Here is a 12,766-nt window from a genome sequence, read left to right as displayed (position 1 = left end):
TGTCTATATGCCGCTTTCGTTGCCCGACCAAACGTTCTCCGTATATTGTCTGCTATAAGCTTCGGATGGCGGGATCATGGTGATGACGTCGATAAGCACGCCATTAGGGTCAGATGTGATGAAATGCCGCTGACCAAACTCTTCATCGCGAATATCGAGATGCAAGGGCAGCTTCGCTTGACGTATAAGTCGCTCGTATTCCGCATCCACATTATCGACTTCGAAGTTCAGAATCAGCCCCTGTACAGAACGCCGAGAAGCTTCGGGTACCGTAGGGTGGGCAGCATCGAGAATCGCTAGCTCGAATGACGCTTCCTGATTGGAATTCTTCATGCTGACGTACCATTCTGCCTCGAAAACCGGATCGAAGCCAAAGTATTCCTTATAAAATGCTGAGCTGACCGTGACCTGCTCCGTCAGAATGACGGGATAGAAACTAACTGTTTTCATGGGATGAACCTCTCCTTTTAAGGTAGTAAGTGATAATTGCATTTTGACATACATACAGAATGTATGTCAATGGTGAAAACGAATTTGATTCGATCCCACGGGAAAATGTCTTCTAATTTTCAGTGAAGGCGGCTCTGGCTTATCGATTAAAACGGACCGAGCTTTCGCACTCGATCCGTTTTAGATTAACTATGCTTTTAATTGTTGGCTAAATGCTCGTATAAAAAGTCCACAATATGCACGGCCTTCATCTGCCCGGACATTTGCTCTCTCTCAATGCCCAGCTTCATCTGCAGCAAGCAGCCCGGGTTGCTGGTGAGCAAATAGTGCGCGTGCGTTTCTTTCACATGCTCCATTTTATGATCAAGAATGTCCATCGACATCTCCGGCTGCACCAGATTATAGATCCCCGCCGAACCGCAGCAGCGGTCTGCGCCTCTCAGCTCAACGAGCTTAGCTCCCTCGATTCGATTCATTAAATCGCGCGGAGCGTTGCCAGCTTTCATGACATTACGCAAATGGCATGAGTCTTGGTAGGTGATGGATACTTGACCATGGCTCGCAGCAGCCTTGTCGATAGAGAACTCCGGTATGCTCCCTTTTTCCATCAGCATCTGGCTGACATCCTTCACGTTCCCGGCAAACTTTAAAGCCGCATCCGCATACTCGGGATCGTCATGCAGCAGATGGCCGTACTCGACCAGCAAAGCTCCGCAACCGCCTGCGTTAGAGATGATGTAATCGACACCGGAAGCTTGGAATGCATCAATATTTTTTTTCGCCAGATCCTTCGCCTGATCGAGCTCGCCACTGTGCGCGTGGAGCGCGCCGCAGCAATTCTGCGTTGGCGGGATGATCACATCGAAGCCGGCTTCGGAGAGCAGTTTCACCGTGTTCATATTCGTTTCCGTGAACAGTACATCCATGATGCAGCCTCGGAACATCCCTACGGTGGCGATCGGTTTACGGTTGCCTGCAGCCGGCACATAAGTGCCAAGCTGTTCAATAACCCCTTTGGAAGAAGCCTCAGGCAGAATTCGTTCCATTTGGCTCATCGTTTCCGGGAATAGATTCATCATACCGGATTTACGTACGAGCCTTTGTATGCCGGAACGTTGGAATAGGCGGAGTGCGGAACCAAGCAAACGCATTCTCTTTTGATTTGGGAATAGCTGTTGAAAAGCCAGGTTTCGGATCGGTTTGATCCACCAACGGTGATCAGTATGCTTTTCGATGGCGTCTCGCGTTTGTTCCAACAGTTGGCCGTATTTCACATCGGCTGGGCAAACCGGTTCGCAGGCTCTGCAGCCGAGGCAGAGATCCATTTGTTTTTGAAAAGAGCTGTCCGGAACCATGAGATCGTCCACGACGGCTTTCATCAGTGCAATGCGCCCCCGAGGTGACGCCGCTTCCAGGCCGGTCTCTTTGAACGTAGGACAGGACGGCTGGCAAAAACCGCAGCGAATGCAGTTGCTCAGTTCATCGTAGTTCAGCGTGAGCTTCAATCGCTCGGCCAATGGATTCGGACTCGCTGCCGCTAATTGGTGCTTGATGGAAGTCGCTTCACTCATCGCTGAACCACCAGCCTTTTGCGTGACTCCTTGGCAAAAATCTTGCCCGGATTCATGATATTGTTCGGATCGAACGCGCGTTTGATCCCTTTCATCAGTTCGATGCCTGCGGCACCGACCTTCCACTCCAAATATGGCGCCTTCATCATGCCGACGCCATGCTCCCCTGTTATCGTACCGCCCATCCGGATCGCCGCATCAAAAATCTCTTCAAACGCCTGTTCCACCCGATGAATTTCATCGTGATCGCGTGCATCCGTCGTACAGGTGGGATGCAAATTGCCATCCCCGGCGTGTCCGAATGTGCAGATTTGCACGTCATATTTTTTGGCGATTCTGTTGATTTCAATCACCATGTCCGCGATCTTGGAACGAGGCACCGTCGCATCTTCCAGAATCGTTGTCGGACGAATTCTCGCCAGCGTCGAAAGCGCACTGCGGCGCGCCATCATCAGCTTCTCAGCCTCTTGAGTACTGCCTGCAATCTTCACTTCCGCCGCTCCCTGCTCCAGGCAAATTCGCGTGATGGCTTCAATATCCTGCTCAACCGCCGACATGTCGCTGCCATCCTGCTCGATCAGAAGAACAGCCTCCATGTTTAACGGCAGTCCAATCTTGTTGAAAGCTTCCACAACACGCAGTGTCGGGTTATCGATGAATTCCAGCGTTGCCGGAATAATCTGATGGCCGATAATTGCGGAGACCGTTCTCGCTGCTGCATAGATGTCTTCGTACATGGCCAGCATCGTTTTTTTGTACTTGGGAGCCGGAGTGAGCTTGACCGTAGCTTCCGTAATGATGGCAAGCGTTCCTTCCGAACCAACCAATAACTTGGTTAAATCGTAGCCCGCTACGTCTTTATATAGCTTTCCTCCTGTTCGGATGACCTCGCCTGAAGGCAAGACCGCTTCCAAGCCGATAACATAATCTTTGGTCGTGCCGTATTTGAGTCCTCTTAGCCCGCCCGCACACTCCATGATGTTCCCGCCTAGCGTAGAGACGACCATACTGCTTGGATCCGGCGGATAAAATAAACCAAGCGCCTCGACCGCAAGATGAAACTCCTTCGTATTGAGACCCGGCTGGAACGTGGCCGTAAGGTTGTCTTGGTCGATCTCGATCAAGCGATTCATTCGGTTCATGACCATAACAATGCCGCCTTCGACAGCAACGGTACCTCCGCAGAGATTGCTTCCCGCCCCGCGTCCGACTATAGGGATTCTATGTTCATTTGCGAGCTTGAGTATCGCAGCGACTTCCTCGCGCGTGCTCGGATAAATCACGCCGTCAGGCATCGACTGTACCATGGGCGTTGCATCGTAGGAGTGAGTAACCAAAGCTTCGGGATCGTCTTTAAACCAAGTGTCTCCTACGATTTGCCGAAGCTGTTTTCGAATGGATTCAGCTAACATGACTAGCTCCTTTCACGTAAGACCTTCCACAAAGTGAACAGGTCATCTGATGACTTTTCAATCATTATAGCGTATGCTTGAATAGATGTATATAAATTTCTGGAGGTCCGACATGTCATCTTCTTTTCAACCCGTTAAACCGCAAAAAGGCTCGGACATCGTCCTCGCACAGCTGAAACAGCGCATCGAATCCGGCGAATATGAACCGGGTTATCGCCTGCCATCCGTAGTCGACTTGGCCGTAGGCTTTAACGTTGGTCGTTCCACCATTCGCGAAGCGCTAAGCGCATTGAAAGCAATGGGCTGGCTCGACATCCGCCATGGCGGAGGCACCTTCGTCAGCCAAGTGTTGCCATCGGAGCCGGTGCCGGATGCCGGTGATTTTTTCCATAAAAAAGAGTCATTTCAAGAGATTCTTGAAATTCGTAAATATATCGAGTCGGGCTGCGCTTCGCTTGCCGCGAAACGCAGAACGGATGTGGATATTGAGCATTTGGAGCAAATCCTCGTACGTATGAGAGTTGTATTAGAGGATGAAAGAGCTTCTGAGGAAGCCGACGTGCAGTTCCATCTGCAGATTGCCAAAGCGACCCATAATACTCTCTTTATCCAGATGATGGACTCCCTCACCAAGAGGCTGCAGGAAAGCATGGGCGATTCCCGCAGATTGTGGTTTTTTTCTGAACTGGCTTCAGGTCAGCAGCTGCTGGAGGAACACACGGGAATCTTTGAGGCCATTCGGGAACAGAACGAGGCGTTGGCATCGGAGCGGATGATGCAGCATTTAGTGAAGGTGGAGATGGTTTTGGAGCGGATGACAGTGAGGTAGACATTAATATAGTAATCGCCATCATGAATTATTGTCGAATATGAGAGAAGAATGCTAGATAACACCAACACTTCATGTTATGCTTTTAGGTAAAAATACCTAAAAGCAAGGTGGTAAAGCGATTGACAGAAGATAGACCCAGCAAGATTTGGTTCGATACCTACAACAACCATCTGCAGGATGTCTTTAAAGAATCAGAGCGATTAGTCGCTAGATTTCCTGCCCCCTTAAATCAGCTTGGACTTGCTTATCTCTCTAAATTTAATGCAACAAAAGAAAATAGCACCAAAAATTACATTTGTTATCTTCTTCCTTTCTGGATGACGGATCTAACATCTTTATCTGAGGAAAGCATTAAAAAGTTTTCACTTGCAAATATTTTCGGTATGCTTTATTTCTTCATTCAGGATGATATTATGGACTCTCCGAATGGCGAGCATAGGGATAATCTCCCGCTTGCCAACTTATTTTATCTGCACTTTTTCTCTATTTACCGCGAATTATTCCCTTCTGACTCTTTTGCATTCTGGAAGTATTATGAAGAATACGTTACGGAATGGTCAGAAGCGGTTACAAACGAACACAATTCTAATTACTTTATGAACGACATCATAATGGTCGCTAAGAAAGCAAGTCCTGTTAAAATCGCCAGCACAGGAGCACTATTACTTTCTAATCAGCCTCATCTTGTCAAAGAAGTCTCATATGCTATTGAGCTTGTTCTCGTTACTTTACAGATGTTGGATGACTGGGCAGATTGGGAACAGGATAATAGAGATGGCTCTTACAACTGTTTATTGGCTTTGCTTCATTCCCATCTACAATTACCTCAGAATACTCATATAACAGATGAAACGGTCAGGCACCACTTATACGTCCATGACTTTTTAGCCAACTATGCGCAGATTTCATTAACCAACCATCAAAAACTAGTAAAGCTGGGATTACACATGCCGCAACTGAACGCTTTTCATGATTCATTAGTAAAAAAATTGCTTGCTGATGCTGATCAAATAGAAAAGAATAGGCAATCTCTAGCTTTAGGCGGATTTCACTATTTTTTGTCGAAAATGGTTGAAAATTGATACTGCAAAATAATAAAAAAACGCATCGGAAGACGACATTCAAGGTGAAATTATTGTCCAATCTAAAAGCATCACTTAAACAAGCCTTCAATATCGTGTCCCCTTCTAGAATGGAGATTTTATGTCGTATTACGTAGAATTTTGATAGATTATAACCATGATGCATGGTATAATTCCTTATAGGTAATTATACCCAATTTGTTTAGGAGTGATCTATGTGTCAGTAGAAGGAATAAAAGCAAGAATCATCCAAAAGGCCTGGGAAGACTCCACATTTAAAGAACAGTTGCTTTCCAATCCTAAAGTTGCTTTGAAAGAAGCATTTGGAATCGCAATTCCAGAGAACATTGTGATCAAATCGATTGAAGAAACTTCCAATGAGTTTATTTTAGTTATTCCAGCAAAACCTGAAAAATCATTAGATGGTGTAACAGCTCCAAACGATACTTGGTAAAAATAAAATATAAAATCTACCAAAAAAGAGGTGCTTCACAATGCATAGTGAAGCACCTCTTTTTTTTCCTAAAATGATGTTAAAGAAGGGAATCTAATAACCACTTCTGTACCTACATTTTTTTGACTATTGAAAATTATTCGACCTTTCATAGCCTCTATAATTCGGAATGTAACCATTAATCCAAGACCCGTTCCTTTCTTTTTTGTAGAAAAATATGGTTCACCCAATCTAGCTAACTTCGAGGAGTCTATCCCTTCACCATTATCTTTAATATGTATGAATATCTCCCCATGTTGCTCATAAGCCCATATATTCACCTGTCCATCCTCACGAAAAGCTTCTATACTATTTTTTATAATGTTCATAAAAGCTTGTTTTAATTTTGAAGAATTTCCTCGAATATATAGATTCTGAGGTATATTAAGAACTACACTTCCTCCATGTAAAGTTGCTAAGGGTAAAATAATACCTTCAATTTGCTTTAATTCTTGTGAGATATTTAAGTCTATTAATTCATCCATTTGCGGTTTAGCAAACATCAGGAACTCCGTAATAATCTGAGAGGCTCTATCAAGTTCTTCTATTGCCATCCCCATATATTCCTTATTTTTATCATCTGTTCGTCCTGCTACAAGTTGTAAGAACCCTCTTGTTACCTGCAGAGGATTTCTAACTTCATGCGCAACGGATGCAGCGAGTGAACTGATCATTTCCATTTTTTCCGATAGCTGAAGTTGTTGATTATAAAATTCAAGTTCTTTAGAGTAATTCATCATAAATTCCTGATATGCCGCAAAACGTCTTCCTAGAATTATTATGAGAGCAATAATAAACCCTATAACTCCCCATTTCCATAAAAATATCTGATAGGTTTGTGAGCTAATATAATACCAAATAAGGTCCAGCACCCCCATTAATGCAGTAAGTGCAAATCCCAATGATAATAAAATAGCGTCTTTATTTCCTCTTACAGCATATAAAATAGAGAAACCAATTAATACAATCAGCTGAAATAAAATAATATATCCTAGTAATGTTACAGAAATAAAAAAATACGCTTTTGCAAATCTGAAATCATATAGATGATTTATTACCATTGAAATTAATGAAAATATTGAATACATCATTTGAAACTTTCTAAATCGCCTTAAGAATGTTAGCTTCTCATTTTCATATATTTTTTCAATATAGAAACTAAGTGTTGGCAATAAGATTGCTAATGATATATCGAATACATCAATAAACAATCTTCCGTATTTCATAAAATTTGCATATAAAGATGGCGAGAATGTAACGAAAATAAACCCTATTGTTAAAATAATCATACTTAACGAAACCCAACTGTGCAGCTGAGTTCTTTTCAAAAACAAAGAACAAATCAACATTATGATTGCAATGAAAATAAAGGCGAATCCAAGAATAATATCTGACACATCACCGATAGTGAGACTCTTCAGTAACTTGGAAAAATGTTCTATCTGTATACTTGAATTTATACCCAATCTCCCTTTGCTTGTTTCCATCTTCAGGTAAATAGTTTTACCAGCATCGCTTTGGTTTATCGGCAATAAAATTCTTTGTACATCATAAGGAAATCTGTAATAAATTTCATCTATAAGTTGGTTTTCAATATATACCCAAAGATGTTGTGAATAAATTTCACTTATATAGAAACCGTAATGTTCCGGTAGTAATATCGGAAGTTGTACTCTCACCCAAGCTGTACTAACATTATCAGGTTTACCAGGGATAGATTTGAGATCTTTAACGGTAATCCAATCTCGATTAGAAGAAGTTGATATCAATTCTTCAACCGTCTCAGACCCATCCCCCCACAAAATACTCCATTCCGGTATTGTCTTCATATCGTCTCGACCCGCAGCTTTCACCGATGGCATAACGATTCCATAGCTAATCACAATAAGCAAAATAGGGATCAAGAGATATTTATGGAGCAATTTCACAAACATTCACCTCCCTAGCGAATTACAAAATATAACATTATATTCTAAGATTCGACGTTTTTCGATACTATCCTTCTTAAACAATAGTAAACTTTAGGAAAATAATGCTAAAACCCCTTGCGACAATTCGCAAGGGGTTCGTTGGTTAAATTTAAATTCTTTTATTTGTTTGGCTTTGTTATTCTTCATTGTTGATTTCTAACCATAAGAAAAACCACTTAACAATTAGCGATCAATTCTAAACTATCGTTCCCCAATATATATACTCGAAAAATCATACAGAATATATACTCGAAAAATCATACACAAAAGCTCTAATTGAAGCGAAGAGCCTGATTTTATATGAAATTTCATATAGAATCGTTATTTCTGTGATTAATGAACCTTCACAGTTCCGCTCTTTTTAAGGCCCGTTACTTAAATAAAGAAAATCAACTACAAAGTTTAACAGAGCCATTTGTTCAAAAGAAGAACAGTGTGATATATACTGTAATCGGGGTCTTCATAGGTAATATCAACAAAATAACGAATCGTCGTTCCTAGAACTGTCTCGATAACAGGTTCTTAAAGAAATAGCGCACGTACGATCCGTTTCCTCTTATGAATGTTCACTTTCACCCAACGCCACAAACAACCGACTCACCGCAGGCTGTGTCTCGGCCACAACCCGGCCGTGGCTGACAACATAGCGGCATACCGGCTGCCGCCGCACGAGATCCATGGCGTCGCTGCCCTCCAGCATGATGAAGTTAGCGGGATGACCGACCGCTATTCCATACGCCTCAAGCTGCAGCGTCTTTGCCCCTCGTACGGTGATCATCCGCACGAGCTCGGCCACTTCCTCTCGCCCAGTCATATGCGCGAGATGAGCTGCCAAATGGGCTGCTTGCAGCATGTTCCCCGTTCCGAATGGGTAGAACGGCGTCTGGATGTCGTCATGGGCGATGCTGACATTGACGCCCGCTTTCCACAGTTCCTTGATGCGCGTGATTCCGCGCCCTTTTGGGTAGTTTTCAAACCGCCCCTGCATGGCGCTGTTAATGAGCGGGCAGCACACGACGTTCACACCCGATCGCGCCAGCATCCCCTGCACCTTCTGGAAGTACGCTTCGCCGTAATACGCCGACGCGCTGGCGTGGGCAGCAGTGACACGCTCCCGGAGCCCGGAGCGCATAGCGAGATGCGCCACCGATTCGAGGAAGGTGGAGTGGGCATCGTCAACTTCGTCGCAGAAGACGTGGACGAAGCAGCCGTGCTTCTGCGCAAGGCGGAAGCAGATCTCCAGCGACGCGACGCCTTCCTCGCGCGTCGGTTCCAGATGCGGGATGGCGCCAATGCCATCCGCGCCGAGCTGCAGCGCCTCCTCGAGGCGCTGCTCGTTGTCCGGGCATGCACGGATGCCGTCCTGCGGGAAGGCGATGACTTGCACGTACATGTAGGGCTTAACGCGCTCGCGCAGCGCGAGGAGCGCACGCAAAGCCGTCAGCTTCGGGTCCGAGATGTCCGCTTGCGTTCTCACGAAGAGAACGCCTTGGAGCATCAGCATCCGAAGCACCTGCTCCGCCCGCCCAAGCACATCCTCAGAGGTTAGTGCTTGCTTGCGCCGCTGCCAGAGCCCGATGCCCTCGAAGAGCGTTCCGCTCTCGTTCCAGGCGGGCTCTCCTGCCGTCAATACCGTGTCGAGGTGAATGTGCGACTCGACAAAAGGAGGGAGCAGCACATGTCCGCTCCCCTCGATCTCTCTTTTTCCGGCAGCCTCTACACTGCCCAGCATGACGATCTTACCTCCGTCCACGCCGACATCAATTAGAGGCTGCCCATTCCCCGTTTCGTCCGGAAGACGAACATTTCGAACGACTACATCCAGCAAGTGCGCTCACCCTTTGCCCGAATAATTGGCTTTATCCTTAGTTGTCGCGTTTCATTTCCGATTCATGCCAGGAGCTCAGCATCCATTTGGCAAAGGCATTCACCAAGAGGAAGAACAGAATACCCAGCGCTGAAGCGGAAAGCCCGCAAGCGAACAAATATGCCGTCTTCAACCGGGCGGCCGCATATGTGATAGCATACCCCAGACCGCCTTGGCCACCGCCGATGCCCGCGATGTACTCCCCGACGATCGCGCCTACGACAGATAAAGTACAAGAGATTTTAAGACCTGCCACGATATATGGCAGGGCTGCCGGAATACGCAGCTTCCACATGGTTTGAAACGCATTGGCGTTATACAGATAGAACAGATTGCTCATGTTCTGATCGGTGGAATTCAGCCCGATGAGCGTATTGGACAACATGGGGAAAAAACCGATCAGAAAGGCAATAATGACGATCGCATTCATCCCTGCATCGAACCAAATGACGATAAGCGGGGCAACTGCCACGATCGGGATCGTTTGTAAAATAATCGCATACGGATAGACGCCCTTTTCAATCCATTTCGACATCGCCAACAGAATCGCGCCCGATACGCCTAGAACGATGCTTAAAAGAAAGCCGAGCACAGCTTCGAGCGTCGTTGTCGAAACAGATACCCAGAGCGCACCTCTATTTTCTATCGCTGCCGCAACGATATCCGACGGCTTCGGTACCAGGTAAACCGGCGCATCGACGAGATAGCAAATCAGCTCCCAGCCGCCGATAAACACGATAAATGCCACGAGTGGCGGAGCGAGATGCTTCATTAGCGCCATGATTGCATTTCCCGGTGATCCATCCTGTGACCGGCCCGCCCAAGCCGCCCGCTCACGGGCCGGGAAAATTTCATCAGGTAACAATTGCAAGTACTTTGAATCCACCGCCATACTAAATTTCTCCTTTCATTCACATCTCATAAATGATTTTCCCGGGATTGAGCAGCCCTTTCGGGTCATTCTGGCGTTTTTTGCGTTCCATGCCGCCAACCTCACCGCGCCCGCCGTGATCCAGCACCCACGTATGAGGATCAAAAATCCTCACCCCGATCGACTCGCAATAATGAATGATTTCGTATAATCGCTCTTCACTTTGAAAACGGACAACCGGCAATGCGGAAGGAATGAGAACCCCGCCGCCCCGTACCCATTCGAAGTGCAGGAGAACTTCATCGCCATATTTGTCTTTCAGCATGCGTACTTGCTCCAAATAGCTGTCCAGCTTGAACCCCGCCTGCAAATAAGTCATCGCCGGGTCCGTCTTCATCGCCCAGAGTGTCGTATGATTCCATGTAAAATCGGATACGCCGACCGTTTTGCGATATTTTTCCGACTCAATAACGTGACCCAGGTGACCGCCGAAGCGACCGGCCAGCACTTCCACTTGCGCAAGCGACTCCTCAGCGAATTCAAGCATAACCGCCGCCATATTCGCCTTAATGACTTTACCGAATGGTATAAAGTAAGATGGAATCGGCCATTCCATCGGCGCGATCAAACGTTTGCGGATGGACTCCTCTCTCGCCAGCGCTTCGCCAAACAGCAGCGATTGCTCGAAGTTGTCAAACTGGGCAATAGCTTGCGTCCACTCGGTCCGGGTAGCTAGCGGAATCGTCACCTCGGTCAGAATGCCTGTCGTTCCGTAGTTATGAATGTAGTTGAACAAATCATCACCGTTTACAACTAACCGCCGAGGCTTCTCTTCCATCGTGTAGATGACAGCTTCTAACACGTTTCCATCCCACAGGTTGCCATACGTTATGGAGCCGATACCCCCGGAGCCGCCGCTAACGAAACCGCCAACGGTCGCCTTGACATAAGTGCTCGGATAGATATGAATTTCCTGCCCGAGCTCTCGGGCTTTCTTATCAATGGTCGCCAGCCGGACACCGCACTGCAAGCGGGCATAGCCGGGACCGATCTCGAAAATCTCGTCCATCCGGCTTAAATCGAGCACAATCCCACCTTGCAGCGGCACGGCCTGACCATAATTGCCTGTACCCGCTCCGCGAACGGTAACAGGCTTGCCGCTGCGATAGCCGAAAGCCAGAACTTCCGCGACTTCAGCTTCATTGCGAGGCAATGCCACGACATCGGCTGCTTTCATTCCTTTTAACTGGCGGTCTAACACCGGAGAGTACCAATAATAGTCTTTCGAAAGCTTTTCTCTTATTTCTCCATCCAACGATACGATCTCTTCTCCCAGCAAATCCTGCAGTTCTTTTTCCCAACTCATCTGAACGGTCATTCGCCTTTCCCCTTTCATCAGTGCTCCAAAGCAGCCGACACTTCTCGAACGAGCTCGCCAAACTGAGCATTTGTCCGGAAGCTCTCATCCCTCGGATACGGTACGGGAATATCAATCGTTGCCGATATTTTGCCCGGACGGGGTGTCATCACGACAACGCTGGTTGATAGAAAAACAGACTCAAACACGTTGTGCGTCACAAATAGCACCGTCATCTCCTTATTCTGCTGCCAGATGTTCAGCAGCTCCATTTGCAGCGTTTGGCGGGTAATTTCATCCAACGCGCCGAACGGTTCATCCATGAGCAGCAGCTTTGGCCTCGATATGAGCGCACGTGCGATGGAGACGCGCATTTTCATACCGCCGGAGAGCTGTCTGGGAAGCACCTTCATATAATCCTTCAGACCGACAAGCTCCAGCACGCGTTCCGCTTCTGCCTTCTGCGTCTTTTTATCGACTCCCCGCAGCTCAAGCGGCAGCCTTACATTGGCCTCAACCGTTGACCAAGGCAGCAGCGTATGATCCTGAAAAACGAAAGCGATGTCGCTTTGCTTACGCGCTTCCTTCGGCGTCGTTCCGAATACATCCAGCGTCCCTTTGCTTGGCCCGCTGAGTCCGGTGATCATTTTGAAAATCGTCGACTTCCCGCAGCCCGACGGGCCGACGAAGCAGAGAAACTCGCCTTCGCGAATGGTCAAATTGACATCTAGCAGCGCGACCGTTCCGTTCGGATAGGTCTTCGATAAATTTTCCATACGTACGAAACTCTTGCCGGACTGTGGGGTTGGGATTGGCGTGCTGCTTGGTGTCCCAATCAAAGAAGAATCAATGCTCATCTCC

At 46.8% G+C, this 12,766-nt stretch carries 11 protein-coding genes; 3 read left to right on the top strand and 8 right to left on the bottom strand.

Features of this window, described 5'->3' with window-relative positions:
• Positions 1–3 precede the first annotated feature (3 nt).
• From ICC18_RS21230 to ICC18_RS21220, 3 genes are all read right to left on the bottom strand, one after another.
• Positions 4–450, bottom strand: a complete 447-nt coding sequence (locus tag ICC18_RS21230; RefSeq protein WP_188176460.1) for a VOC family protein — start codon at positions 448–450, stop codon at positions 4–6.
• Between the two features lie 197 nt (positions 451–647).
• A complete protein-coding gene (locus ICC18_RS21225) occupies positions 648–2,021 on the bottom strand; it encodes a (Fe-S)-binding protein (RefSeq protein WP_188176459.1) in 1,374 nt (457 codons plus the stop codon).
• Positions 2,018–3,433, bottom strand: a complete 1,416-nt coding sequence (locus ICC18_RS21220; protein WP_188176458.1) for an FAD-binding oxidoreductase — start codon at positions 3,431–3,433, stop codon at positions 2,018–2,020. Before ICC18_RS21220 ends, ICC18_RS21225 begins: the two co-directional genes overlap by 4 nt.
• A gap of 112 nt (positions 3,434–3,545) precedes the next feature.
• Between ICC18_RS21220 and ICC18_RS21215 the strand changes: the two genes are divergently transcribed.
• From ICC18_RS21215 to ICC18_RS21205, 3 genes are all read left to right on the top strand, one after another.
• Complete coding sequence (locus ICC18_RS21215) at positions 3,546–4,262, top strand: FadR/GntR family transcriptional regulator (RefSeq protein WP_188176457.1); 717 nt, start codon at positions 3,546–3,548, stop codon at positions 4,260–4,262.
• A 122-nt stretch (positions 4,263–4,384) separates the two neighbouring features.
• Positions 4,385–5,347: a hypothetical protein gene (locus ICC18_RS21210; RefSeq protein ID WP_188176456.1), complete on the top strand. Its 963-nt coding sequence runs from the start codon at positions 4,385–4,387 to the stop codon at positions 5,345–5,347.
• 217 nt (positions 5,348–5,564) lie between these two features.
• Complete coding sequence (locus tag ICC18_RS21205; protein ID WP_188176455.1) at positions 5,565–5,801, top strand: NHLP leader peptide family RiPP precursor; 237 nt, start codon at positions 5,565–5,567, stop codon at positions 5,799–5,801.
• Between the two features lie 68 nt (positions 5,802–5,869).
• Here the strand turns inward: ICC18_RS21205 and ICC18_RS21200 are convergent, their stop codons facing one another.
• The 5 genes from ICC18_RS21200 to ICC18_RS21180 form a co-directional block, all read right to left on the bottom strand.
• Positions 5,870–7,768, bottom strand: a complete 1,899-nt coding sequence (locus tag ICC18_RS21200) for an ATP-binding protein (protein WP_188176454.1) — start codon at positions 7,766–7,768, stop codon at positions 5,870–5,872.
• Positions 7,769–8,366: 598 nt separating this feature from the next.
• On the bottom strand, positions 8,367–9,542 hold the full coding sequence (locus ICC18_RS21195; RefSeq protein ID WP_188176453.1) for an amidohydrolase family protein: 1,176 nt from the start codon (positions 9,540–9,542) through the stop codon (positions 8,367–8,369).
• A gap of 133 nt (positions 9,543–9,675) precedes the next feature.
• Positions 9,676–10,458, bottom strand: coding sequence for an ABC transporter permease (locus ICC18_RS21190; protein WP_223192761.1), 783 nt, complete (start codon positions 10,456–10,458; stop codon positions 9,676–9,678).
• 130 nt (positions 10,459–10,588) lie between these two features.
• A complete protein-coding gene (locus tag ICC18_RS21185) occupies positions 10,589–11,926 on the bottom strand; it encodes an FAD-binding oxidoreductase (RefSeq protein WP_188176451.1) in 1,338 nt (445 codons plus the stop codon).
• 17 nt (positions 11,927–11,943) lie between these two features.
• On the bottom strand, positions 11,944–12,762 hold the full coding sequence (locus ICC18_RS21180; protein ID WP_188176450.1) for an ABC transporter ATP-binding protein: 819 nt from the start codon (positions 12,760–12,762) through the stop codon (positions 11,944–11,946).
• Positions 12,763–12,766 lie beyond the last annotated feature (4 nt).

The sequence above is a fragment of the Paenibacillus sedimenti genome (assembly GCF_014534655.1).
Classification (GTDB): Bacteria; Bacillota; Bacilli; order Paenibacillales; family NBRC-103111; genus Paenibacillus_E; species Paenibacillus_E sedimenti.
Note: the sequence above shows the minus strand (reverse complement) of the source record. Positions and strands in the feature narration are given on the sequence as shown.